The sequence below is a fragment of the Lampropedia hyalina DSM 16112 genome (genome assembly GCF_900129055.1).
GTDB lineage: Bacteria > Pseudomonadota > Gammaproteobacteria > Burkholderiales > Burkholderiaceae_C > Lampropedia > Lampropedia hyalina.
In genome coordinates, this window is sequence record NZ_FQUZ01000024.1 from 1 (window position 1) to 25,690 (window position 25,690).

The 25,690-nt window shown below is 61.7% G+C and carries 21 protein-coding genes; 13 read left to right on the forward strand and 8 right to left on the reverse strand.

Annotated features, from left to right (window positions below):
• Positions 1–268 (forward strand): integrase core domain-containing protein (locus tag BUE21_RS10115; protein WP_234971116.1); only part of this gene is annotated, 268 nt, incomplete at its 5' end.
• Between the two features lie 244 nt (positions 269–512).
• Positions 513–1,052, forward strand: coding sequence for a YaeQ family protein (locus BUE21_RS10120; protein ID WP_073356560.1), 540 nt, complete (start codon positions 513–515; stop codon positions 1,050–1,052).
• 31 nt (positions 1,053–1,083) lie between these two features.
• Here BUE21_RS10120 and BUE21_RS10125 read toward each other — a convergent pair whose 3' ends face one another.
• Positions 1,084–2,115 (reverse strand): metal-dependent hydrolase, encoded by a 1,032-nt coding sequence (locus tag BUE21_RS10125; protein ID WP_073356561.1) that lies wholly within the window; start codon positions 2,113–2,115, stop codon positions 1,084–1,086.
• A 143-nt stretch (positions 2,116–2,258) separates the two neighbouring features.
• On the opposite strand from BUE21_RS10125, the gene prfB reads away from it, so the two are divergent.
• Together prfB and BUE21_RS10135 are read left to right on the forward strand one after the other, a co-directional pair.
• Positions 2,259–3,363 (forward strand): peptide chain release factor 2 gene (gene prfB / locus BUE21_RS10130; RefSeq protein ID WP_143164495.1). Its coding sequence is split into 2 segments (ribosomal slippage): positions 2,259–2,339 and positions 2,341–3,363, totalling 1,104 coding nucleotides; the frame shifts between segments, so codons are not numbered across the junction.
• 193 nt (positions 3,364–3,556) lie between these two features.
• The gene (locus BUE21_RS10135) at positions 3,557–4,300 is read left to right on the forward strand and encodes a hypothetical protein (RefSeq protein ID WP_073356562.1); all 744 of its coding nucleotides are present in this window, start codon (positions 3,557–3,559) and stop codon (positions 4,298–4,300) included.
• 108 nt (positions 4,301–4,408) lie between these two features.
• Here BUE21_RS10135 and BUE21_RS10140 read toward each other — a convergent pair whose 3' ends face one another.
• Genes BUE21_RS10140 through BUE21_RS10160 form a run of 5 tightly spaced genes read right to left on the reverse strand, consistent with a single transcriptional unit; the run spans position 4,409 to position 11,609 of the window.
• Complete coding sequence (locus BUE21_RS10140) at positions 4,409–5,542, reverse strand: ABC transporter permease (protein WP_073356563.1); 1,134 nt, start codon at positions 5,540–5,542, stop codon at positions 4,409–4,411.
• A 25-nt stretch (positions 5,543–5,567) separates the two neighbouring features.
• Positions 5,568–6,266: a hypothetical protein gene (locus BUE21_RS10145; protein WP_143164496.1), complete on the reverse strand. Its 699-nt coding sequence runs from the start codon at positions 6,264–6,266 to the stop codon at positions 5,568–5,570.
• Between the two features lie 3 nt (positions 6,267–6,269).
• Positions 6,270–9,029: a ribosome-associated ATPase/putative transporter RbbA gene (gene rbbA / locus BUE21_RS10150; protein WP_407656061.1), complete on the reverse strand. Its 2,760-nt coding sequence runs from the start codon at positions 9,027–9,029 to the stop codon at positions 6,270–6,272.
• Positions 9,030–9,055: 26 nt separating this feature from the next.
• On the reverse strand, positions 9,056–10,129 hold the full coding sequence (locus BUE21_RS10155; protein WP_073356565.1) for an HlyD family secretion protein: 1,074 nt from the start codon (positions 10,127–10,129) through the stop codon (positions 9,056–9,058).
• 13 nt (positions 10,130–10,142) lie between these two features.
• Positions 10,143–11,609 carry an efflux transporter outer membrane subunit gene (locus BUE21_RS10160; protein WP_084523170.1) on the reverse strand — a complete coding sequence of 489 codons (1,467 nt, stop codon included), beginning with the start codon at positions 11,607–11,609 and terminating at the stop codon, positions 10,143–10,145.
• A gap of 193 nt (positions 11,610–11,802) precedes the next feature.
• Here BUE21_RS10160 and BUE21_RS10165 point away from each other — a divergent pair, with 193 nt between their 5' ends.
• Positions 11,803–12,501, forward strand: coding sequence for a TetR/AcrR family transcriptional regulator (locus tag BUE21_RS10165; RefSeq protein WP_073356567.1), 699 nt, complete (start codon positions 11,803–11,805; stop codon positions 12,499–12,501).
• A 58-nt stretch (positions 12,502–12,559) separates the two neighbouring features.
• Entirely contained in the window at positions 12,560–13,786 is a 1,227-nt protein-coding gene (gltS, locus tag BUE21_RS10170) for a sodium/glutamate symporter (RefSeq protein WP_234971117.1), read from the forward strand.
• Here gltS and nth read toward each other — a convergent pair.
• The gene (nth, locus tag BUE21_RS10175) at positions 13,740–14,426 is read right to left on the reverse strand and encodes an endonuclease III (RefSeq protein ID WP_073356595.1); all 687 of its coding nucleotides are present in this window, start codon (positions 14,424–14,426) and stop codon (positions 13,740–13,742) included. The two genes, gltS and nth, sit on opposite strands and share 47 nt — an antisense overlap.
• 134 nt (positions 14,427–14,560) lie before the next feature.
• On the opposite strand from nth, the gene BUE21_RS10180 reads away from it, so the two are divergent.
• The 7 genes from BUE21_RS10180 (at position 14,561) to BUE21_RS10210 (ending at position 24,913) form a co-directional block, all read left to right on the forward strand.
• On the forward strand, positions 14,561–17,500 hold the full coding sequence (locus tag BUE21_RS10180) for a valine--tRNA ligase (RefSeq protein ID WP_073356568.1): 2,940 nt from the start codon (positions 14,561–14,563) through the stop codon (positions 17,498–17,500).
• Positions 17,501–17,593: 93 nt separating this feature from the next.
• Complete coding sequence (galU, locus tag BUE21_RS10185; RefSeq protein WP_073356569.1) at positions 17,594–18,484, forward strand: UTP--glucose-1-phosphate uridylyltransferase GalU; 891 nt, start codon at positions 17,594–17,596, stop codon at positions 18,482–18,484.
• 34 nt (positions 18,485–18,518) lie between these two features.
• The gene (gene dapC / locus BUE21_RS10190) at positions 18,519–19,733 is read left to right on the forward strand and encodes a succinyldiaminopimelate transaminase (protein ID WP_073356570.1); all 1,215 of its coding nucleotides are present in this window, start codon (positions 18,519–18,521) and stop codon (positions 19,731–19,733) included.
• A 54-nt stretch (positions 19,734–19,787) separates the two neighbouring features.
• Positions 19,788–20,621, forward strand: coding sequence for a 2,3,4,5-tetrahydropyridine-2,6-dicarboxylate N-succinyltransferase (dapD, locus tag BUE21_RS10195; RefSeq protein WP_073356571.1), 834 nt, complete (start codon positions 19,788–19,790; stop codon positions 20,619–20,621).
• Between the two features lie 103 nt (positions 20,622–20,724).
• Positions 20,725–21,894: a PilT/PilU family type 4a pilus ATPase gene (locus tag BUE21_RS10200; RefSeq protein WP_073356572.1), complete on the forward strand. Its 1,170-nt coding sequence runs from the start codon at positions 20,725–20,727 to the stop codon at positions 21,892–21,894.
• Positions 21,891–23,063 carry a succinyl-diaminopimelate desuccinylase gene (gene dapE / locus BUE21_RS10205; protein ID WP_073356573.1) on the forward strand — a complete coding sequence of 391 codons (1,173 nt, stop codon included), beginning with the start codon at positions 21,891–21,893 and terminating at the stop codon, positions 23,061–23,063. The genes BUE21_RS10200 and dapE overlap by 4 nt, the downstream gene beginning before the upstream one ends.
• On the forward strand, positions 23,060–24,913 hold the full coding sequence (locus BUE21_RS10210) for a hypothetical protein (RefSeq protein ID WP_073356574.1): 1,854 nt from the start codon (positions 23,060–23,062) through the stop codon (positions 24,911–24,913). The genes dapE and BUE21_RS10210 overlap by 4 nt, the downstream gene beginning before the upstream one ends.
• 136 nt (positions 24,914–25,049) lie before the next feature.
• Here BUE21_RS10210 and pnuC read toward each other — a convergent pair whose 3' ends face one another.
• Complete coding sequence (pnuC, locus tag BUE21_RS10215; protein ID WP_073356575.1) at positions 25,050–25,688, reverse strand: nicotinamide riboside transporter PnuC; 639 nt, start codon at positions 25,686–25,688, stop codon at positions 25,050–25,052.
• Positions 25,689–25,690 lie beyond the last annotated feature (2 nt).

The window sequence follows — 25,690 nt, forward strand, 5'->3', positions numbered from 1 at the left end:
GGGTGATGCCTACGACAACGCCATGGCTGAGAGCTTTTTTGCGAGTCTGGAATGTGAGTTGATTGACAGGAGAAGTTGGCCAACAAAGGCAGGAGCCAAGCGCGACATCTTTAGCTGGATCGAGGGCTGGTACAACCCGCACCGGCTGCATTCAGGCATCGGTTACCTGTCGCCTGTAGAGTTTGAAAAAAGGAGGAAAGGCAGCAAGAAATCTGTTTCCAAACCAACGCCAGAAATGGCCGATCCAGTGTTCTATACCCTCCGGTAATGTGGGGGAACTTCAACTTCATGTACTGCCCGTATCTGTAAATGGAATCATCATGCCCCCTTCAATCGAAATCGAAGACAGCATCATGCAGGATCATCTGCATCAACTACTGTTCCCTGCGTCAGCGGGGATGAACAGCGAGCTGATCAGCGGGATAGACCGGGAAATAACTTCAGCAACGTATACTTGTATGCTGTACCAGAATCAGTCACCATTCAATCTTACATACCGTATATCACCTGCCATGGCACTCAACGCCACCATTCACAAAGCCACTTTGCACATTGCCGACAACGATCGCCATTACTACGGCAGCCATTCCCTCACGGTGGCCAAGCACCCTTCGGAGACCGACGAACGCCTGATGTTGCGTCTGCTGGCCTTTGCCCTGCATGCCGATGGCGATGAGCGTCTGGCATTGACCAGGGGCCTGAGCGATACCGATGAACCCGATCTCTGGGAAAAAGACCTGACCGGGGCCATCGACCAGTGGATTGAGTTGGGCCTGCCCGATGAACGCCGCATCCTCAAGGCGTGCGGCAAGGCCGCTGGGGTGTGGGTTTATGCGTATGGCCGTACCCACTCGGTCTGGTGGAAGACCGTGGAGGGCAAGACGGCCAAGGCACGCAACCTGCATGTGATGGCCATCGATCTGGAGGCCAGCCAGAATCTGGCACGTCTGGCAGAGCGGAATATGGAGCTGCACTTCAATGTGCAGGATGGCGTGGCCTATGTCAGCAGCGGCAAGGGGGATGTGGCCGTTACGCTCGAAGCTCTGCGCTGAGCGGCATTCACGTCACCGCCCCAGTGCCAGTTCAGCGGGCAGGGTTTTGCAAACGCTGCCAGGTCTGCTGCCATTGCTCCTTGGCATTCATGGGAATGTCCACCTGGATGGCCGGTTGCAACACTTGCCAGTCGGTCTGCGCATGGCTGGTGGTGCCGGATTGCTCGGCTACGGCAAACGTGAACGTGTAGCTGCCCTCGGTGCCCATGCGCAGGTCTTGCAGCAGCAGGCGATTGCCGTCCACGCGGGCACTGACGAATCCACTGGTGAACCAGCGCAGGCGTGCAATGTCCTCGCTGGTGTTCGCCAGTCCATCCAGCAGATGGGAGTCGTTCGGGTAATGCGTGAATGACACCGGAGCGGGGCCGTCCAGCAGCGAACGGTAGCCAATCGCATAGCCATCGGGGGTCATCAGAATGGCGCGCCACAGCACAGTGTTCAGCGGCGTGGGTGTCACCAGCAGCGGCATGTCTCCCAGACCCTGTGCCACGGCACTCTGGCGAATGGCCTGGGTGGCCCAGTGCTTGGCCCCCAGCGACCAGCCGATGTAGGCAGTGCTGAGCAGCAGCCCCAGGCTCACAGCCACGCCCGCCCAACGGCGCGCACCGCCAGCTACCGCTGCCAGCACACCCAGCAACAAGGGGACGGTGTAAAGTGGGTCGATGATGAACAGCGATCCCCACATGACCGGGTTGCCAGGCCAGGGCCACCACAGTTGTGTGCCGTAGATGGTCAGTGCATCAAGCAAGGTGTGCGTGAGCAGCACGAGTTCGATGCCCAGCAGCCATTGCCACGGGGCGGCCCGAATGGCCTGTGAGCGTGGTTTCCACAACCACCACAGCAGCCATGCCAGCAAGGCCAGCACCCACAGGGCATGGCTGGGGCCACGATGCCAGGTGAACAGATTGACGGGGGTCTGCGTGAACCATGGCACGATGAAGGTGTCCAGATCGGGCAGCGTGCCCAGTGCGGCTCCGGCCAGCAGGGCCTTGCGGCGTTGCGATGCGGGCAGTACGGCTGCCATGAGGCTGGCACCCAGCACCGCTTGCGAGAGGGAATCCATGAAGTCTTGAACCTTGAGGTGAAAATCGGGCTTGCCAGTATAGAAGAGCCTCGATTCCGGATGGTGCAGGTGGGTTCACTGGGGGCCGGCAGTCCACTCGTGCGAAAATGCCGGTTTTGACCGAACAATAGGAAGTGAATCCCATGGAAGCAGAACGTATCAACCAAATCGAAGCCAATCTTGCCGACCTGAGTGCGCGCACCCAGGATTTACGGAGGTATCTTTGACTTCGATGCCAAGTACGAACGTCTGAGAACCGTCAATGCCGCCCTGGAAGACCCGGCGGTCTGGAATGACCCGAAAAAGGCACAGGAGCTGGGCAAGGAGAAGAAGCTGCTCGATGGCGTGGTGCTGACGCTGGAACGGCTGGGCAATGAGCTGGCTGACAACAGCGAGCTGTTCGAGATGTCGCGCGAGGAGGGCGATGATGCCGGGCTGGAAACCATCGAGGCCGAAATCCACAAGCTCCAGCCCGATATCGAGCAACTGGAATTCCGCCGCATGTTCAGCAACGAGGCCGATCCGCTGAACTGTTTCCTCGACATTCAGGCCGGAGCCGGTGGCACGGAGGCCTGCGACTGGGCCAGCATGTTATTGCGCCAGTATGTGCGCTATGCCGAACGCAAGGGCTTCAAGGCGACCGTCGAGGAAGAAACGCCCGGCGATGTGGCTGGTATCAAGGGAGCCACCATCAAGGTGGAAGGCGAATATGCGTTTGGCCTGCTGCGCACCGAAACAGGTGTGCACCGTCTGGTGCGCAAATCGCCGTTCGACAGTTCTGGCGGGCGGCACACCAGCTTTGCCAGCGTGTTCGTGTATCCCGAGATTGATGATTCCATCGAGATCAACATCAACCCTGCCGATGTGCGCACCGACACCTACCGTGCCAGCGGAGCCGGTGGCCAGCACATCAACAAGACCGATTCGGCAGTGCGCCTGACCCACATTCCCACGGGCATTGTGGTGCAGTGCCAGGATGGTCGCAGCCAGCACAGCAACCGCGATGTGGCCTGGCAGCGTCTGCGTTCGCGCCTGTACGACTTCGAGATGCGCAAGCGCATGGAGGAGCAACAGAAGCTGGAGGACAGCAAGACCGATGTGGGCTGGGGTCACCAGATTCGCAGCTATGTGCTGGACAATAGCCGCATCAAGGACTTGCGTACCAACGTGGAAATCTCGGCAACGCAGAAGGTGCTGGACGGTGATCTGGATGCCTTCATCGAGGCGGCCCTGAAGCAGGGCGTTTGACGATGGGCCTCAAAAGCCCCCAGCCTGCCAGAGCAAGTCCGGCAGGCTGGGGCTGTGAAGGATGAATGCACCATTCCTCGCGCAATCTTCGCCCGATATGGAATTCTTGCTGGTCACAGCAGGGGCAATGCCGATAGAATTTCAAGGGCTTTGTATCCAATGGTTTTGACGAAATACTTGGGGAGAGATATCAATGGTGAGTTCCTTGAAAAAAATCACGTTCTGGTTGGGTAGTGCTGCGGCCGTCTCGTTGCTGGCAGCCTGTGGCGGTGGTGGTGGCGGCGATGCCACAATCACACAGATCAACGGTACGGCAGCCCGTGGCGCACCGCTGGTGGGTGCAGAGATTTCGCTGCAATGTGCCGATGGCGGTGCCAGCAATGTCCTCTCGGATGCCAGCGGCAGCTTCAGTATCGAAGCGGTGAATCTGGCATATCCCTGCATTGGTCAGGCTACGCTGGGTGCTATTTCCTACCGTGGTGCGCTTTTTGAAGGTGGGCGTTTCAACATCACCCCCATGACCGAATTGCTGGTCAAGGTGATCGAGACGAACGTGCAACAGGCTTCCGGCGGCGGTGCTGGCACGAACTTCATGGCCGCGCTGCGGGCCAACTCCGGTCTGGCGCAATCGGTGGTGACCAAAGCGAATGAATACCGCGAGGCCACGGTGGAACTGGTGCGTACCCAACTGGTCGCGGTGCTGGGCGAAGCAGCGGCCCAGGCCATCGTGAACAGTTTTGGCAGTTCGTTTGACTCGGTGGCCTTCACAGCCGATCCCGGTGCCAGCCCTTACGATGCGGCTCTGGAGCAACTGACCGTGGCAGGCGTGGTCAGTGCCAGCGGTGCCATCAGCGCATCGGTGATCGAAGCGGCTGCGCAAGCCGGGGAAGAATTGCCTGCTCCCACGCCAGGTGGTACCGGTGCGGCGGGTGGCTGAGTGAGTGGCGTGCCGTTCTGAATGACGGCATTGGCGTGAAGGGGGTGGATGGCCAACCAATGTGGCCATCCACCTCCTTTTTTTATTTATTTATCTATGGTGTGGCATTCATGCCATCTGGCTGATGGTCTGGCGGAAGCGGCGCAGTGACAGCGCGAACATCAGTGCGCCAATCAGCACCAGGGCCAGAAACTGTGGCCAGACCACGGAAAACCCGGCTCCCCGGAACAGGATGGCCTGCCCCAGTTGCACGAAGTGGGTGGTGGGGGCGATCAGCATGATGTTCTGCACGAGTTCAGGCATGCTCTCGCGCGGGGTGGTGCCGCCAGAGAGCATTTGCAGTGGCAAGAGCACCAGCACCGACAGCATGCCGAACTGCGGCATGTTGCGTGCCACGGTGGCCATGAAAATCCCCATCGAGGTGGTGGCGAACAGGCACAGTGCGGCACCGGCAAAGAACAGCGGCAGGGAGCCTTGCACCGGCACGCCCAGCAGGCCGCGCACCACCAGTTGCAGTGACAGCCAGGCTGCTACCAGCACCACCAGCCCCATCGACCAGACCTTGGCCAACATGATTTCGGTGGGGGTGATGGGCATGACCAGCAGGTGTTCGATGGTGCCGTGTTCGCGCTCACGGATCAGCGCGGCCCCGGTGAGGATGATGGAGAGCATGGTGATCTGGTTGATGACCTGGATCAGCCCGCCGAACCAGGACTTGTCCAGCGCAGGGTTGAAGCGCGTGCGCAGGGCCAGATCGACGGGCGCGGCGGCATTGCCCCGGTAATGCTGTGCGAACTCCGAGATTTCGCCTGCGGTGATCTGCTGCACATAGCTGCTGCCGGTGAATGCCTGGCTCATCCGCGTGGCATCGACATTGAGTTGCAGTTCCGGGCTACGCCCGGCCAGCAGGTCGCGCTGGAAGTTGGGCGGTATGACCAGCGCGAACGTGTAATCCCCGGCATCCATGCCGGTGTCCATCTGGTGCTGGCCGATCATCTGCGGCGGAGTGAACTGGGGCGGATAGAACGCCGAGGTGATGCGCTGCGACAGCGGGGACTGGTCTTCGTCCACGATGGCAATCGGCGCGTTGTGCAGCGTTTCGGGCATGGCACTGGCGGCGGTGTACACGGCCACCGTGAACACGTACACGATCAGCACCAGCATGACCGGATCGCGCCACAGGCTCCACAGCTCCTTGATGCCCAGGCGGTAGATGTTCAGAAACGACTGGCGGGTGCTCATTGGGTCAGTCTCCTTGGCGGCATGGTCATGATCCGGCGCGTGGGTGCAGCAGGTCGAATGATCCGGCTGGCTGGGTGGTCAGATCGGTCAGAAAGACATACCACTGGGCCACTGCCAGCGAAGAATAGACCCAGAATTCTGCAATTTCTTCCATGAGTTGCCCCTGGCTGTGGCTCAGCAGCAGAATCTGTTCGAGCCGTAGCCGGTTTTCTGCGGCGACCACCAGGGCAGTGGCCAGCAGGGCGAATGTCAGTTCCAGCACGGGAATGGATTTTTGCTGCCACAGCCGCGCAAGCGTGCGGTACTGGCGGGTCAGGATGAATATCAGCACACTGCCCAACAGCGCAGCCGCTGCTGTGCCGATGATGAAGTTCCGCGCCGGCATGGTGCGAGAGGAGGGGTATTCCGGCCCGGTCTCGAAACTGAAGAAAATCGGATCCAGCAGTGCCGCCCCCCAGCTCAGCTCCCGCAGGGCCATGATGAACCAGAGGGGCGTGACCATGCACCAGAACCAGCGCAATGGCATGTGGCTGGCGTGCCAGGCCCAGAAGGCAGCGCACAGCCCGGCGGTCAGCAGCACCATGATTTGCGCATTCTCGAAAATGCCGTTTTCCCAACCGTGGGAGGTGGGCAACAGTCGGCTCAGCGGGTGGATTGTGACCAGCCCGAGCAACAGCAGCAGGCGCAAGCCCCACAGGGTCTGGGTAGCGTGTGGATGGTGCATGGCCTATCGCTCCTGTTTTTTCAGCAGCGCGATGGCCAGGCCGATGATGACCGGTACCGACAGCAGCAGCGGCCAGAACGAGCCGCTCAGATCGCCAAAATCGAGTGCCTTGCTGAACACGCCCCGGCTGATGGCGATCATGTGGCTGGCCGGATACACCTCACCGATGATGCGGCCCATGCCTTCCAGCGACGACACCGGATCGGTCAGCCCGGAAAATTGCGTGGCCGGAATCAGCGTGCCGATCATCGCGAAGAACATGGCGGCAATCTGGCTTTTGGTGATGGCCGAGGCCAGCAGCCCCATGCCGGTGGCAGTAAAGGAATAGACCAGTGCGGCCAATAGCAGTGTGGGGAAGCTGCCAGTCAGGGGTACACCGAACAGCGTCACCGCCAGCAGTGTCATCAGCAGAAAATTCAGCAAGGCAAGGGCGACATAGGGCAGTTGCTTGCCCAGCATGAATTCGGTGCGCGTCACCGGGGTGACGTAGAGGTTGATGATGGAGCCGGTTTCCTTCTCGCGCACCACGGCCAGCGCGGTCAGCATGGCGGGCAGCATCAGCAGCAGCAGCGGAATGACGGCGGGCACGATGGCGGGCAGGCTTTTTACGTCGGGGTTGTAGCGAAAGCGCGTCTGGATACTGGCTCCACTGGTGCTGGACGTGCCCAGGCGTTCGGCAGCCTGTTGCGCCAGCCAGTGCTGGTGGATGCCCTGCACATAGCCCTGGATGGTTTCGGCCCGCATGGGCATGGCTCCATCCACCCACGCGCCAATCTGCACGTCATGGCCGCGCAGCAGGTCGCGGCCAAAGCCGGGCGGAATCTCAATGGCCAGCGAGAGTTCGCCGCTGGTCATGCGGCGATCCAGCTCGGCATGGCTGGCAATCGGCGGCTGCTCGATGAAGTAGCGCGAACCCGACAGCCCCAGCGTGTAGCTCTGGCTCAGGCTGGACTGGTCGCCGTCCAGCACCGCGTAGCGCAGGTCTTCCACGTCCATCGTGATGCCAAAGCCGATGACGAACATCAGGATCAGCGACCCCAGCAGGGCCAGCGTGGCGCGCACAGGGTCGCGCCGCAGCTCCAGGGATTCGCGCCACATATAGCTCAGCAGGCGTTGCAGGCTGAAGCCGCGTGGGGCGGCAGATGGCGTTCCAGCCGCACCCGTCGTGCCGGAGAGAGCGGGCGCAGTGGGGGCAGGTGCATCGCTGGCCGCTTCCGGGCCACCGCCGGCCTCCACCAGATAGCCGATGAATGCCTGCTCCAGCGTGGCCGCACCGCGTTTTTCCACCAGCCGCGCCGGGGTGTCGCTGTCGAGCACCTTGCCCGCGTGCATCATGGACATGCGGTCGCAGCGTTCCGCTTCGTTCATGAAATGGGTGGAGATGAAGATGGTCACGCGGTCGCGGCGCGAGAGTTCCACCAGCAGCCGCCAGAAGGCATCGCGGGCCACCGGATCGACCCCGGAGGTGGGTTCGTCCAGAATCAGCAGATCGGGCCGGTGCACCATCGCCACTGCCAGCGAGAGCCGCTGGCGCATACCCAGCGGCATGCTGGCGGGCAAGCTGTGCAGGGCTTCCTGAAGGCCAAAACGCGTGGCCATTTCGTCCACCCGTGCCGGAATGTCGGCCTCGGGCACATGGAACAGTCGCGCATGCAGCACCAGGTTCTGCTGCACGGTCAGCTCGTTGTACAGCGAGAACGCCTGTGACATATAGCCCACGCGGCGGCGCGTGGCAATGTCGTGCGGGTTCACTTCCTGCCCGAACAGCCAGGCTCGGCCTTCGCTGGCGGGCAGCAGGCCGGTGAGCATTTTCATGGTGGTGGATTTGCCGCAGCCGTTCGAGCCGAGAAAACCGAAAATCTCGCCGCGCTGGATGCGAAAGCTGACGTGATCGACGGCCACGAAATCCCCGAAGCGCATGGTCAGGCCCTGCGCCTCGATGGCAATGTCATTGGCATCGGTTTGCAGCGGCGGAATTTCCACGGCAGTGTGGCCGCGCTTCTTTTCTTCCGGCAGCAGTGCGATGAAGGCGTTTTCCAGCGAGTCGGAACCCGTGCGTTCCAGCAGCGCGTCGGGCGTGCCGGTGGCCAGGATGCGGCCTTCGTCCATCATCACCAGCCAGTCGAAGCCCTGTGCCTCGTCCATGTAGGCGGTGGCGACCATCACGCTCATGCCGTGGCGTTGGGTGCGAATGCGGTCGATCAGCTCCCAGAACTGGGCGCGGGCCAGCGGATCCACGCCGGTGGTGGGTTCATCCAGAATCAGCAGATCGGGGTCGTGGATGAGGGCGCAGCACAGGCTGAGTTTCTGCTTCATGCCGCCGGAGAGCTTGCCCGCCGGGCGGTCGAGGAAGCGGTGCAGGCCGGTGGCGTGGGTCAGGTCATCGATGCGGCGGCGGCGTTCGGCGGCATCGTGGCCGAACAGGCGGGCGAAGAATTGCAGGTTTTCTTCCACCGACAGCGTGGGGTAGAGGTTCTTGCCCAGCCCCTGCGGCATGTAGGCAATGCGCGGACAGGTGGCACTGCGGTGGTGTTTGTCGGCCATGTCACCGCCCAGCACCTCCACTCGCCCCTGTTGCACGGCACGCGCCCCGGCCACCAGCGACAGCAGGCTGGACTTGCCCACGCCATCCGGCCCGATCAGCCCGACCATGCAGTGGGCAGGAATGTCCTGGGTGATGCCTGCCAGGGCCTCGGTCTGACCGTAGTGCAGGCGCACATCGTGCAGCCGCACCACTGGCGCAACCGGCACAACCGGCTCCATCGGTGCGTGGGCCATACCGGGCAGGCTCATTCGGCGGCCTTGAGTGCGAGGTGGGCGGGCCATTGGGCCTGCGGATCGAGCCGCACCCAGGCCATGCCGGGCAGGCCGGTCTTGACGTATTCCAGATGCCGTTGCAGCAGTTCGCGGTCAATCTGCGCGCGCACGCGGAACATCAGTTTTTGCCGTTCGCTGGCAGTTTCCACGGTCTTGGGGGTGAACTGGGCGTTGCTGGCGACGTAGGAGACCTTGGCTGGAATCGGCCATTGCGGCGCGGTATCCAGCACGATGCGCACTTCCGTGCCCACCGCCACGCGGCCTGCGGCTTCGGTGGGCAGGAAGAATGTCATGTACACGTCGGAGAGGTCGATCAGGTTCAGCACCCGGCCGCCTGCGCCCAGCACCTCGCCGGGCTGTGCCACCCGGAACTGCACGCGCCCGTCGCGCGGGGCCTTGAGCTGGCTGTCGTCGATTTCCACCTGAATGCGCTCGATGGTGGCATCGATGGCGGCCACGGCAGACTGCGCTCCGGTCACCTGTGCCTGTGCGGCGACGATGGCGGCATCGGCAGCCACCACCTGCGCGCGTGCAGCGGCAATGGCAGCCTGGGCACTGCGGTGGCGGGTGCGGTCATCGTCCAGTGTCTGCTGGGAGGTGGCTCCTTCGCGTGCCAGTGTTTCGGAGCGGGCGAGGCGGCGGCGGGCGGCATCCTGCTCGGCTTCGGCCTGGCGCACCTGCGCCTGCAAGGCCAGCTTGTCGCTGCGGCGCATGGCCACCTGGGCCTGGGCACTGGCGACGGTGTTGATGGCCTGCTGGCGTTGCGCCTGGGCTTCGCGCAACTGCGCGTCCAGCGTCAGCACCTGCATGGTGGCCAGTACCTGCCCGCCCTGCACGAACGCGCCTTCATCGACCAGAATGTCCTGCACGCGCCCGCCCAGCTTGGTGGAAACGTCCACCTCGGTGGCTTCGATGCGGCCATTGCTGCCCAGAAATGCGCCAGCGTCGGCATCGGGGCGGGAGGCCTGCCAGGCAAACCAGCCGCCCACGGCCAGAGCCGCCACGACGGCAAGGGGAAACAGTTTTTGGGTGAGGGTGCGTGCCATGATGAAAATATCTTCAGTTCGCCAAAGGGAATGCCTGGGTCGCGGTGTCGGGCAGGGCCGGTTCGTTCAGCAGCGGTGCGGGAGCCACCTGCTGCGAGCCGCCGCCCAGCGCGGTGTACAGCGACACCTGGCTGGCCAGCAGCGCACGGCGCGTCTGCACCAGTTGCTGCTCCACGTTCAGCAGGCTGCGCTCGGCATCCAGCACTTCCAGGAACGTGGACGCGCCGTGCTCGTAACTCAGCCGCGACAGGCGCACCCGTTCGCGCTGCACGGTCAATGCCTGCTGCTGCACGGCCACCTGCTGCGTCAGCCATTGCCGCGCGGCCAGTGCGTCGGAGACATCGCGGAAGGCATTCTGGATGGCGTTCTCGTATTCCGCCACTGCCATGTGCTGGCGCACCTGCGTCAGATTCAGGTTGGCGCGGTTGCGCCCGGCATCGAAAATTGGCAGCGACAGGCTGGGGGCGAAGCTCCAGGCACGTCCTGCGCCCTTGAACAGCCCCTCCAGCTCCTGGCTGGCCGTGCCACCCGTCGCAGTGAGGCGGATGCTGGGGTAGAACGCGGCACGCGCCGCGCCGATATTGGCGCGGGCCGCCTGCAAGCGGTGCTCGGCCGCGACGATGTCCGGGCGGTGTTGCAGCAGCGCGGCAGGCAGTCCGGCCTGTAGCGGAACCAGCCATGCTTCATCGGCCAGCAGCGGGGCAGGAGGCAGGGCGGCGACATCCACCACCGAACCCAGCAGAATGCCCAGCGTGTGCAGTTGCGCGGCGCGTTGCTGCTGCAACTGCACCACCAGCGATTGCGCCTGGGCCAGCAGGGTCTGCACCTGGGTCAGCTCCAGCCGCGAGGCCGCGCCCACCTCGAAGCGGCGTGTGAAGATGCGCAGGGATTCACGCTGGCTGGCCTCGCTGGCCTGTGCCAGTTGCAGGCGTTCGTCCAGTTCGCGCAGTCCCAGATAGGCCTGCGCCACCTGCCCGATCAGCCCCAGAGTGGCGGCCTGCCGCGCGGCATCGGTGGCCAGAAAGGTTTGCAGGGCCGCCTCGTTCAGGCTGGCCACGCGGCCCCAGAAGTCGATTTCCCAACTGCTGATGCCCAACCCGGCCTGCCACTGGCTGCTGGTGATGGCCTGGCCGGTGAGCGACAGATCCGCCGGGGTGCGCGAGCGGCTGGCCTGTGCACTGGCCGCCAGCGTGGGTAGGGACTGGCTGCGCTGGATGCCGTAGGCCGCCTGGGCCTCCTGCACGCGCAAGGCGGCCAGACGCAGGTCGCGGTTGTTCTCCAGGGCCACGCCAATGAGTTGGCGCAGACGTGCATCGGCAAAGAACTGCTGCCAGTGCAGGCCGGCAACGGCTTGCGCATCGGCGGCATCGTCAGCGGTCTGGTTCAGGTACTGCGCGGGAAGCCCGGCATTGCTGTCCGGTGTGGCCGGAGCCAGCGACGCACAGCCTGCCAGCAGCACCAGAAGGCTGCCGACTCCCATGCCGGTGGTGGCGCGAATGCACTGCTGGGCGTATCTGCTCACTTGCCTGTTCCTGTGGGTGAATCGGTGGATAACGACCGATGGGTCGATAGTGGGGAAGTATAAACGACCCATCAGTCGTTTATGGCGAGGCATCCCGTAAAATGGCCAGCCTGCCCACACCCTGATTACATTGCCCCCCGATTGTTTGCCCATGCCAATTGCCACCGCTGCCCCTACTGCCACGGACACTCCACCCTCGCGCCGCCGCCGCCTCAAGCCTGAGGCGCGCATCGAGGAAATCCTGGATGCCGCGCTGCTGGAGTTCTCTGCACGGGGCTTTGCCGCCACCCGCATGGACGACATTGCCCAGCGTGCGGGCATGTCCAAGGGCGGCCTGTATGCCCACTTTGCCAGCAAGGAACAATTGCTGGAAATGCTGTTGAGCCAGCGTCTGGAGCCAACGCTCATCAGCGAATCGCTCATCATGCCCGGCGAGCAGAAAGACGTGGACACCATGATCGAGCGGTTTCTCGAAGACATCTACGGCCGCCTGCAAGCCCCCGATGCCATCGCCACCGTGCGCCTGCTGGTGACCGAAGGTGCGCGGATGCCAGAATTAATCACCAACTGGCTGATGGCACACCGCCAGCGGTTTCTGGAACGCCAGAAAGCGATTTTCGAGCACTGCATTGCCCAGGGACTGCTGCAACCCTGTGTGCTCACCGAATACCCGGAACTGCTGAACACCCCGGTCGTCATGCTGGCACTGGTCAAGATGGCCACGGGCAATCACCTGCCCGAGGAACTGGTGCAGGACATGCGCCGCGCCCACCGACAACTGCTGCACGCCCTGCTCAAGCCTGCGCAGTGCCCACCCGGTGAAGATGCAGCGGGCCGGGCACTCGGATAGTGCCTGCCCCTGTCTTGCTGTTGTTCTTTCTGCTGTTCTGCGTTCCCGTTTCGTTCCCATGCACACCATTCACCTCGATGCCATGTTCAGCTTCACGCTGGCGATTCTGCTGCTGTTCGTCGGCAAGGCCATGACCGCGCGCTTTGCCGCGCTGCAACGCTTCAGCATTCCCGATGCCGTGATCGGTGGCATCTGTTGCAGCGCGCTGGTGTTTCTGGCCCACGCGCTGCTGGACGTGCAGATCAGCCTCACGCTGGATGCCCGCGATACCCTGCTGCTGTACTTCTTCGCTGCCATCGGTCTGGGCACAGACGTGCGCACCCTGCGCGAAGGGGGCAGGCCCATGGTGATGCTGCTGGCACTGGCCAGCGGCTTCATCGTGTTGCAGAACGCCGTGGGCATGGGGATGGCCGCCGTTTTCGGCCTGGAGCCACTGGCGGGGCTGATGACCGGCTCCATCGCCCTGACCGGCGGCGTGGGCACGACGCTGGCCTGGACTCCCTACTTCACCGACACGCTGGGCATCGGCAACGCACAGGAGCTGGGGCTGGCCGCCAACATGCTGGGCATGATCTCCGCCTGTCTGATTGGCGGGCCAGTGGCCAGCTGGCTGATGCGCCGCCACCAGGTGCAGCCCTCGGCAGATACCGCGCTGGAAATCGCCACGCTGCACAAGAAAGAGCCGTTTCTGCAACTCAATTACTACGGCGTGCTGCTGGCGATCTTCTGGCTGAACCTCAGCCTGATGCTGGGGCGCATCCTCAGCGAGCTGATTGCCCTCACCGGGCTGAACCTGCCCGCTTTCGTCGGCTGCCTGATGGCGGGCATTGCCATCCGGGGGCTGGGCGATACCTTCACGCCCCTGCAAAAACGCTTCTTCCGGCGCACCCTGTGGGACTACCCGCGCATGCAGCCCGGCATCGCGCTGATTTCCGACATCTGTCTGGGGCTGTTCCTGATGATGGCCCTGATGGGGCTGCGCCTGTGGGAATTGCAATCGGTGCTGGGCTTCATCAGCGCGGTGATGCTGGTGCAGATCGTGCTGGTGCTGCTGTTCACCGTGTTCGTGGTTTTTCGCCTGATGGGGCGCGACTACGAAGCGGCCGTGATCTGCTCGGGCTTTGGCGGCATCGCGCTGGGTTCCACCGCCACGGCCATTGCCAACATGACGGCCGTCACCAAGGCCCACGGCAACGCCCCGCGCGCCTTCATCGTCGTGCCGCTGGTCTGCGGCTTCTTCATCGATCTGGTGAATGCGCTGGTGATTGGGTTGATGGCGCGCTGACCTTGGGATGCCGTTGCTGCTGGCCCCAATCGCACCACTGGCTGACCAGGCATTCCTCGCAGCGCGGCTTGCGCGCCTGGCAGACATAGCGGCCCAGCAGAATCAGCCAGTGGTGGGCATGGACGGCGTACTCGTTGGGAACCCGCGCCAGCAGGCCGCGTTCCACTTCCAGCGGCGTTTTGCCGGGAGCCAGTCCGGTGCGGTTGCCTACGCGGAAAATATGCGTGTCCACCGCCATCGTCGGCTCGCCAAATGCCACGTTCAGCACCACATTGGCGGTCTTGCGCCCCACGCCGGGCAGTTGCTCCAGTTCCTCGCGGGTGCGCGGAATGTCGCCGCCATACCGATCAACCAGAATCTGGCAGGTGGCCAGCAGGTTGCGGGCCTTGGTGCGATACAGCCCGATGGACTGGATGGCCTCCTGCAAGCGATCCAGCCCCAGCTCCAGCATGGCCTGGGGCGTGCGTGCTTGCGGAAACAGCACGCGCGTGGCCTTGTTCACACTCACATCGGTGGCCTGCGCCGACAGCAGCACGGCGGCCAGCAGCTCGAAGTGGCTCTGGTATTCCAGCTCGGTTTTCGGTTCGGGATTGGCCGCCTGCAAGGCGGCAAAGAACAGCGGGATGTCGCGTTTTTTCATGGTGGGGCAGTGGTGGTGGCCTCCCACGGCCTGCCGGTCGAGGCCTTCGGGAAACGCTAGAATGGCGCGATTGTATTTTTCGGGCGGCATGGGCTGTGCGCATACCACAGCATGCCGTCCTATTGTTTCATACCATGAGCCAGAACCACACCCCCGCACAACCCGGCCTTGAGAGCCTTGCCAAATCGTTTGAACCCGCTGCCATCGAGGCGCAATGGGGGCCGGAGTGGGAGCGGCGCGGCTATGGCCGTGCCGGGTATCGCGGCACCGGCCAGCCCGATGCCGCTGCCGCTGCTGCAGGCCGCAACTTCTCGATTCAACTGCCGCCGCCCAATGTCACCGGCACGCTGCACATGGGCCACGCCTTCAACCAGACGGTGATGGACGCGCTCACGCGCTACCACCGCATGCGCGGCTTCAACACCGTGTGGATTCCCGGCACCGACCACGCCGGCATTGCCACGCAGATCGTGGTGGAACGCCAGTTGCAGGGGGAGGGCCAGAGCCGCCACGACATGGGGCCTACGCCGGAGGAAGCCCGCAAGAACTTCGTCGCCCGCGTCTGGGAGTGGAAACAGCAGTCCGGCCACACCATCACCACGCAGATGCGCCGCCTGGGCGCGTCGGTGGACTGGAGCCGCGAATACTTCACGATGGACGAAAAGCTCTCCCGCGTGGTGGTCGATACCTTCGTGCGCCTGTACGAAGAAGGGCTGATCTACCGGGGCAAGCGGCTGGTGAACTGGGACCCGGTGCTGCAATCGGCGGTGTCCGACCTGGAAGTGGAAAACGAGGAGAAGGACGGCTCGCTCTGGCACATCGCCTATCCGCTGGAAAACGGCAGTGGCCAACTGGTCGTTGCCACCACCCGCCCCGAAACCATGCTGGGCGACGTGGCGGTGATGGTGCACCCAGAAGACGAACGCTACCAGCACCTGATCGGCCAGAACGTGGTGCTGCCGCTGGTGGGGCGCACCATCCCCATCATCGCCGATGATTATGTGGACCGTGCATTCGGCACCGGAGTCGTCAAGGTCACACCCGCACACGACCACAATGACTATGCCGTGGGTCTGCGCCACCAGTTGCCGGTGATTGGCGTACTCACGCTCGATGCCAAGGTGCGCAACGCCGCCGATGCCCAAGGCACAGCCGATGCAGCAGCCATTGCTGCCATTCCAGCCGCCTACCAGGGACAGGATCGCTTCGTCGCCCGCAAGCGCGTGGTGGCCGATCTGGACGCTGCCGGGCTGCTGGTCGAAACCAAGAAGCACAAGCTGATGGTGCCCATCTGCACCCGCACCGGTCAGGTCGTGGAGCCGATGCTGACCGACCAATGGTTTGTGGCCATGAGCAAGCCCGATGCCAGCGGCCAGTCCATCACGCAAAAAGCCATCGATGCCGTGCAGTCCGGCCAGGTCGGCTTTGTGCCGGAAAACTGGGTGAACACCTACAACCAGTGGATGAACCACATTCAGGACTGGTGCATCAGCCGCCAGCTCTGGTGGGGGCACCAGATTCCCGCCTGGTACGACGAAGACGGCAACGTGTATGTGGCCCGCAATGAGGCCGATGCCCGCCAGCAGGCCGGGGGCAAGGCCCTGCGGCGCGACCCCGACGTGCTCGATACCTGGTATTCCTCCGCGCTGGTGCCGTTCTCGTCCACCGGCTGGCCCGATGCCGCGCAAGATGCCAATCCGCTCAAGGACTACGAGTTGTACCTGCCTTCCAGCGTGCTGGTGACCGGCTACGACATCATCTTCTTCTGGGTGGCGCGCATGGTCATGATGACCCGCCACTTCACCGACCGCACGCCCTTCCGCCATGTCTATATGCACGGGCTGGTGCGCGATGCACAGGGCAAGAAAATGAGCAAGTCTGAGGGCAACGTGCTCGACCCAGTCGATCTGATCGACGGCATCGCGCTCGAGTCCCTGCTGGAAAAGCGCACCACCGGCCTGCGCCGCCCGGAAACCGCGCCCCAGGTGAAGAAGAACACGCAGAAGGAATTCCCCGATGGCATTCCCGCCTATGGCGCGGACGCGCTGCGCTTTACCTTTGCCGCGCTGGCCTCGCTGGGGCGCAACATCAACTTCGACAGCAAACGCTGCGAGGGCTACCGCAACTTCTGCAACAAGCTCTGGAATGCCAGCCGCTTCGTGCTGATGAACTGCGAAGGCCACGACTGCGGCACCACGCCCGAGACCCAGGCTCTGCCACGCGAAACCAGCGCGGCCGATCGCTGGATCGTCTCGCTGCTGCAAAAGCTCGAAGCCGACATGGCCCAGGGCTTTGCCGACTACCGGCTGGACAACGTGGCCAACGCCCTCTATGAATTCGTCTGGAACGAGTTCTGCGACTGGTATCTGGAAATCGCCAAGACCCAGTTGCAAACCGGCAACGAAGCCCAGCAACGCGCCACCCGCTTCACGCTGATTCGCGTGCTTGAAGCCATTCTGCGGCTGGCGCACCCGCTGATTCCGTTCGTCACCGAAAGTCTGTGGCAGGTGGTCGCCCCGGTGGCAGGCAAGGCAGGCGATTCGGTAGCGATTGCCGACTACCCGCAAAGCCAGCCGGAAAAAATCGACGAGGCGGCCGTGGCCGAAATCGCCCGCCTCAAGGCCCTGGTGGATGCCTGCCGCAATCTGCGCGGCGAAATGGCGATCTCGCCCGCCCAGCGCGTGCCGCTGCTGGCCACGGCAAGCCATGCCAGCGACCTGCAACTGTTGCGGGCAGCCACACCCGCACTCCAGGCACTGGCCAAACTCAGCGAGGTGAACATCTTCGCCGACGAAGCCGCCTGGACGCACGCCGCCGCTGCCGCACCGGTGGCCGTGGTGGGCGAAGCGCGCCTGTGCCTGTTCGTGGAAATCGACGTGGCCGCCGAAAAAGCACGCCTTGCCAAGGAAATCGCCCGCATCGAGGGCGAAGTGCGCAAGGCAGAAGGTAAACTGGCCAACGAGGCTTTCGTGGCCAAGGCCCCGCCTGCCGTGATCGCACAGGAACGCCAGCGTCTGGCCGACTTCTCTGCCACACTGGGCAAACTGCGCGAACAACTCATCCGCCTGGGCTGATGCCCCGATGTGCTTGAAGGCAAGGGCACAGGCCCTTGCCCCATTTTTTATTTGAACCCTTTGGTTCGTCCTCAATTTTCTCTGTAGCCCACCATGAGCCAGACCCGCCCCACCATCCAGAAAGCCGTATTTCCCGTTGCCGGACTGGGAACCCGTTTCCTGCCCGCCACCAAGGCCGCCCCCAAGGAAATGCTCAATGTGGTGGACAAGCCCATCATCCAGTACGCCGTCGAAGAAGCCTATGCCGCTGGCATTCGCCACATGGTGTTCGTCACGGGGCGCAGCAAACGCTCCATCGAAGACCATTTCGACACCTCCTTCGAGCTGGAGCACGAGCTGGAAACCGCAGGCAAGCTGGAGTTGCTGGAGGTGATCCGTTCCATCAAGCCCGATGACATGGTGTGCAGCTTCGTGCGCCAGCCCCGCGCCCTCGGGCTGGGCCATGCCGTGCTGTGCGCGCAGCCGCTGGTGGGCAACGAACCCTTTGCCGTGCTGCTGGCCGATGACCTGATGGTGGGCCACAACGGCGGCCCGAACGTGCTGACCCAGATGGTCAAGGCCTTCGAGCAGACCCAAAGCTCCATTCTGGCCGTGCAGGAAGTGCCGCTGGAGCAGGTTTCGCGCTACGGCATCGTGGCAGGCACGGAAGTGCAGGGCGCGCTGACCAAGGTGGCACGCATCGTCGAGAAACCCAAGCCGGAAAATGCTCCTTCGCAACTGGGCGTGGCTGGCCGCTACATTCTCAAACCGCGCATCTTCGACGAAATTCGCAATCTGCCCAAGGGCGTGGGTGGTGAAATCCAGCTCACCGATGCGATTGCCAGCCTGCTGCAATACGAGGCCATCTTTGCCTACGCCTACGAAGGCAAGCGGTACGACTGCGGCAGCAAGGAAGGCTTTTTGCAGGCCACCGTGGAACTGGCCTTGCAGCACCCCGGCGTGGGCGCGACCTTCCGCAACTACCTGAAGACGCTGGAACTCTGACCCCCACTGCCACCACCCAGGCGGAACCTGCCCCATGAACCTCCTGCTGCAAGACCTGCACCCCTATCCGTTCGAGCGTTTGCGCCAGCTTTTGGCCGGCACGCAACCCAACCCGGCCCTCGCGCCCATCAGCCTGGGCATTGGCGAACCCAAGCACGCCACGCCCGCCTTCATTCTGCAAGCCTATGCGCAGGCCCTGCAAGACCCGGCCACCGGACTGGCGGCCTACCCGGCCACGGCGGGCACACCGGCACTGCGTGAGGCATTTGCCCGCTGGTTGCAGCAACGCTATGGCGTGGCCGTGGATGCACTGACGCAGACCCTGCCGGTGAACGGTTCGCGCGAAGCCCTGTTTGCCTTTGCGCAGGCGGTGGTCGATGCCTCGGCCGGGGATGCCGTGGTGGTCTGCCCCAATCCGTTCTACCAAATCTACGAAGGCGCGGCGATTCTGGCTGGGGCCACGCCGTTCTATGCCAACAGCGACCCGGCCCGCAACTTTGCCGTCGATTGGGACAGCGTGCCCGAGAGCATCTGGCAACGCACCCGCCTGCTGTACGTCTGTTCGCCGGGCAATCCCACCGGCGCGGTCATGCCGCTGGAAGAATGGCGCAAGCTGTTCGCGCTCAGCGACGCGCACGGCTTCGTGATCGCCTCCGACGAGTGCTACAGCGAGATTTATTTCCGCTACGATGCCCCGCTGGGCGGCCTGCAAGCCGCACAGCAACTGGGCCGCACGGATTTCAGGAACCTGGTGACCTTCACCAGCCTGTCCAAACGCAGCAATGTGCCGGGTATGCGCAGCGGCTTTGTGGCGGGAGATGCAGCCATCCTGCAAAAATTCCTGCTCTACCGCACCTACCACGGTTGCGCCATGGCCCCACCGGTGCAGGCCGCCAGCGTCGCCGCCTGGGGCGACGAGGCCCATGTGCAGCACAACCGCGACCTGTACCGCCAGAAATTCGCCCAAGTCACGCCGGTGCTCGCCGAGGTGATGGACGTGTCGCTGCCCGATGCCGGTTTCTACCTCTGGGCAGGCATCCCGGCGCACTGGGGGCAGGATGATACGCGGTTCGCGCAGCAACTCCATGCCCAATACAATGTGACGGTGTTGCCCGGCAGCTATCTGGCACGCCAGACGCCAGCGGGCAATCCGGGCGCAGGCCGGGTGCGCATGGCCCTGGTCGCCTCCACCGAAGAATGCCTGGAAGCGGCCCGGCGCATCGCCCGGTTCATCCGCCAGTCGGCCTGACTGACTGGCCCGCACACTCCTGTTTTTCAATGACTCCTTGAGGACTTTTTCACCATGAGCCATCCACTGCAATCCCTGATCGAAAACGCCTGGGAAGAACGCGCCCAATTCTCGCCAGCCTCCGCACCGCAGGACGTGCGCGATGCCGTCCAGAGCGTCCTGTCCGACCTGGACAGCGGCACTCTGCGCGTGGCCACCCGCGAAGCCGTGGGCCAGTGGACAGTACATCAGTGGATCAAGAAAGCCGTGCTGCTCTCGTTTCGCCTGCATGACAACGAATTCATCGAAGCCGGGCAACTGGGCTTCTACGACAAGGTTCCCACCAAGTTTTCCGGCCTGAATGCCGAACAACTCGCCGCCACCGGCGTGCGCGTGGTGCCTCCTGCCGTGGCCCGGCGCGGCAGCTTCATTGCCAAGGGCGCGATCCTGATGCCCTCCTATGTGAACATCGGCGCGTATGTGGACGAAGGCACGATGGTCGATACCTGGGCCACCGTCGGCTCCTGCGCACAGGTGGGCAAGAACGTACACCTCTCCGGTGGCGTGGGCCTGGGTGGCGTGCTGGAGCCGCTGCAAGCCAACCCCACCATCATCGAGGACAACTGCTTCATCGGCGCGCGCTCCGAAGTCGTCGAAGGCGTGATCGTGGAAGAAAACTCCGTGCTGGGCATGGGCGTATACATCGGCCAGAGCACCCCCATCTTCAACCGTGACACCGGCGAAATCAGCTATGGCCGCGTGCCCAGCGGCAGCGTGGTCATCAGCGGCAACCTGCCCAAGAAGACCAAGGCGGGCCAGGACTACAGCACCTACGCGGCCATCATCGTCAAGACCGTGGATGCGCAGACCCGCTCCAAGACCAGCCTGAACGACCTGCTGCGCGACTGATCGCCGCTGCACCGCCCCCATGCCGTGCCCGCGTGTGCTGCGCTGGCACGGCTTTCGGCATCTTTTCCCTTCATCCCGACCCTAAGCCCAAGGAATCCCGGCAATGGCAGCAATGGAGCGTTTACTGCGCCTGATGGCCGACAACAAGGCCTCGGACATCTTCATCTCGGCGCACGCGCCGGTGCTCATCAAGATCAAGGGCGAGGCCATCCCGGTGAACCAGCAGGTGCTGTCGGTCGATACGCCGCTGGCCCTGCTGTCCGAAATCATCAGCCCCCAGCAGCGCGACGAACTGCTGACCACGGGCGAGCTGAACGTGGGCGTGCCGCTGGACGGCGTGGGGCGGTTTCGCGTCAGTGCCATGCGCCAGCGCGGCAGCTATGCGGTGGTGATCCGCTTCATCCCCAGCCAGATTCCGTCGCTGGCGGGGCTGCGCCTGCCGCCGGTGCTGGAATCGCTGGCTCTGGAAAAGCGCGGCCTGCTGCTGCTGGTCGGACAGACCGGCTCCGGCAAGAGCACCACGATTGCCTCGATGGTGGACCGGCGCAACGAACTCATGTCCGGCCACATTCTCACCATCGAAGACCCCATCGAATACCAGTTTCGCAACCGCAAGAGCATCGTGAACCAGCGCGAAGTCGGCAGTGACACCGAATCGCTGGCCGTCGGCCTGAAAAACGCCCTGCGCCAGGCCCCCGATGTCATCCAGATCGGCGAAATCCGCGACCGCGAAACCATGTCGGCCGCGCTGGCCTATGCCCAGTCCGGTCACCTGTGCATCTCCACACTGCACGCCAACAACAGCTACCACGCGCTCAACCGGATTCTCAGCTTCTACCCGGTGGAAGTGCGCCCCACCATGCTGGGCGACATGGCCGCCACCCTCAAGGCCATCGTCTCGCAACGCCTGCTGCGTGGCCTCGACGGCGAGCGCGTCGCCGCCGTCGAAGTGCTGCTCAACACCAAGCTGATCGCCGAAATGATCGAAAAAGGCGACTTCTCCGGCATCCGCGATGCCATGCAGCAGTCCATGAGCGAAGGCTCCCAGACCTTCGAGCAGAACCTTGCCGAGCTGATTATCGACAACCGCGTCGATCGCAAGGAAGCCTTCGCCTACGCCGACTCGCCCACCAACCTGATGTGGCGTTTGCAGAACGACTTCGACCAGGCTTCCAAGGCCGCCAAGGCCCGGGTCGAAGCCGCCCAGGAGCCGGAAACCGACGAGCCATCCTTCACCGAATTCACGCTGGACGTGCGCCACGACAAACCATGACTGCCCCTATTGCCACCGCCACCCCATCCCTGACTCTGGCGCAGGCCCTGATTGCCCGCGCCTCCATCACCCCCGACGATGCGGGCTGCCTGCCCCTCATCGTCCAGCAACTGGAGCCACTGGGTTTCCAGCCCGAATGGCTACCCGCAGGCGAGGGCGCGCAGTGGGTGGAGAACCTCTGGCTCGTGCGACCGGCCAGCGACCCGAACGCCCCACTGCTGGTCTTTGCCGGCCACACCGATGTCGTACCCACCGGCCCGGTGCAAGCGTGGACATCCCCGCCATTCGAGCCGACCCTGCGCGACGGCCGCCTCTACGGACGCGGGGCCAGCGACATGAAATCCTCGATTGCCGCCTTCGTCGTGGCCGTGCAGGAGTTCTTGCAGGCCCAGCCTGACCCAGCCCTGCGCATCGCCCTGCTGCTGACCAGCGACGAGGAAGGCCCGGCCACCCACGGCACGGTGCATGTGGTCCAGACCCTGCAACAGCGTGGCGAACGGCTGGATTACTGCATCGTGGGCGAACCCACAGCGGTGCGGCAGACCGGTGACATGGTGAAAAATGGCCGACGCGGCAGCCTCAGCGGCCGCCTCACGGTACAGGGCATTCAGGGGCACATTGCCTACCCGCATCTGGCCCGCAACCCCATTCACCAGACCCTGCCCGCGCTGACGCAACTCGCTGGTATCGAGTGGGACCAGGGCAACACCTACTTTCCGCCCACCAGTTGGCAGATCAGCAACATCCACGGCGGCACCGGAGCGACCAACGTCATTCCCGGCGAAGTCGTCATCGACTTCAACTTCCGCTTCAGCACCGAATCCACGCCGGAGGGTCTTCAGGAGCAAGTCCACCGCGTGCTCGATGCCCACGCACTGCAATACCGCATCGACTGGGTGCTGGGTGGCCAGCCATTCCTCACCCAGCCCGGCACCCTGCTGGAAGCCGTGCAGCAGGCGATTGCCGACGAAACCGGCCTGAACACCGAACTCTCCACCTCCGGTGGCACCAGCGACGGCCGCTTCATCGCCCGCATCTGCCCCCAGGTGGTGGAACTCGGCCCCCCCAACGACAGCATCCACAAGGTCGATGAAAACATTGCCCTGCGCGATCTGGAGCCGCTGAAAAATATCTACCGCCGGGTGCTGGAAAAATTGATTGCTGATTGAAGCAGATTACCTATTATTTTATGAATTTTATTAAAAAAATAGATGGTCTTTACTGTCTGTTGATTATTTATTTGTTTTTTTCATTATCGACCGTCTTGCTTTGGAGTTACAAAGGCGAAAAAAAGGTGACAGGTGACGAACCGCATTACCTTATCATGGCCAATGGTATTTATAAATACAAAACCCTGGAGCAAACCAAACCATACAGAGAAGAATTCAGAACCAGAGATGTGTATGAGTTTGGCTTGGCTCCATGGGATGCAGAACCATCCGGAGACAATGCCCACTCCGTCATGGAAAACAATGGCCTTTTTAATATTCACAACATTGGTCTGCCTATTTTGGTTGGACTGCCATTTGTCTTCGGTGGAATTTTAGGTGCAAAAATATTTTTAATAATATTCAGTTCACTGATAGTATTGATTGCATGGAAAATCTCTGGAATTTACTCCAGCAACAAGAGAAACCGAATTTTGGCGGTAGCTGCATCTACCATCGCCTTGCCATTCATACCAGCATCCAACCAAGTATTTCCTGATATTATTGCCGGAATTGCCGCACTCACTGGACTATACTGGTTCTTGACCATAAAATACAATAGACCGGCTGCAATTGAATTCCTGTTCATTGCAGCAATAGTCTTCATGCCATGGTTGCAGATAAAATTTGCAGCCACTTGCGCCTTGATTGTTTGCTCACTGGTTTTGAAAATTTACATAGAAACAAAAAACTTCAAAAAAATATCTTTGATTATATTCTCCATGGCAGCATCTCTGTTGTTGTTAGCATTTTATAACAACCATGCTTTTGGAAAAATATCAGGCCCTTATTCCGACGGCGCATTGGAATTAAGTAAAACCAGCCTCATGGTTCTGCTGGGCCTTTTTCTGGATCAGAACCATGGTTTCGTCCTTGCCAATCCAGTGAACTTTATTGGGGTGATTGCAATTGGCTGGATGTTTAAATCCAATCGTATTTTTGCATTGCTCTGGGGTGGTGTTTTTCTTTCTTTGCTGGTTCCTAATTCACTTCATCCCAACTGGTACGGAGGACTGAGTTTCTCAGGCCGTTTTGCATGGGCCGCATCCGTGGTTTTTACTATTCCAACCATTTTTGGATTATTGAAAATCGCCAACCAAAAAAACAATTTATTCTTGCTCCTGACTTCTTTGGGAGTCATTCTGCAATTCTATTTCTTTATTCTATACGCATTGATATCAGTCGATACCTACAACAAAAGTGCTGATGTCTGGATTGGAAATTATTCCATATTCCATTTCCCATTTGATCTGTGGATGCCTGCACTGTACAATTCCCGATGGGCTTTTGAATACCTTCCCAATATTGGATTTTCTTTATTCTTTGTATTTTTGTTGATTTCTGGATTTTTTCATTTCAACAAGAAAGTTTTTTATCTCTTCTTGATATTTGTTTTTTCATGTGGGATATTGGAATCATCAAAAGACAAGAAGCTTGTTTTTTATCCAAAGGAAATGCCCCATGAAACCGGAAGAGTGAATGGCTCTGGGCGATTGGCTGAAGAAGGGTATGATCTATCTGGATTCATTCATTATGGACCACCTCTTTTGATAAGAAACGGGTCATACGAGGTAACCTTAAGTTATAAAAGCTCTGCCGACGATTCCGATGAAGTGGGTCGATTTGACGTGTATAGCCAGAAAAGCCACAGCATCATCAATCAGGAGGTGATGAATGGAACCCAGGGGGTCGAGAAAAAATTAACAATGAAATTCCGTGTAGATCAAGCAGGAAAAGATTTCATCGAATTCCGTACCAACTGGAATGGTTCATCCAGAGTGGAAATATTGGAAATTACATTCAGCTATTGATACGGCACTTGAAAACCTGAAAATTCAATGCCGTTTCAAATTCAGGGAGAGTCTGAAAAACCCGTTACGCCGCCTGCATCTCGCCACTGGGCGCGAACTTGCCGCAAGGGTTTCGCAAACCTTCCCTGGTTCCGATTCATATGCGGATGCGATGCCAACGGCTCCAGCCAATCCAGGCCAGTGTCCACAGGATGGCGTACAGCACGGTGGTCAGCAGCAGTTCCTTGTACCAGAACAGACCGATGCTGACGGTGTTCACAACCACCCACACCGGCCAGTTCTCGATGAACTTGCGCCCCAGCAGCACTGCGCCGACGATGCTGCCTGCGGTGACGAAACCATCCCACCAGGGCACGGTGCTGTGCGCAATGTGTTGCAGTGCCCAGGCGCACAGCAGCCACAGCACGGCCCAGACGGCCACCAGTGCCAGCCGTCCCCGTGTGGCCAGCGAGGCGACCCGCAGTGGCTGGCGCGAGCGGCCCGAATAAGGGTCGCGGTTGCGGCGGCCATACAACCATTGCCACCAACCCCACAGCGCGATCAGTGCGAAAAACACGTTCACGCTGGCCTCGCCCCAGATGCCGCTGTGCGCGAAGAACCAGGCATACAGCCCGCTGGCCAGCAGCGAGAGGGCAAAGCCCCAGTGGATTTCCAGCACATTGCAGACGATGTTGGCCAGGGCCAGTGTGAAGGCGATCAGCTCCAGCCAGGTGACGGGTACGTTCAGCACCGTGAACGCGCCTTGCAGCAGCCACAGTTCGTTCGCGCTGCCCATGC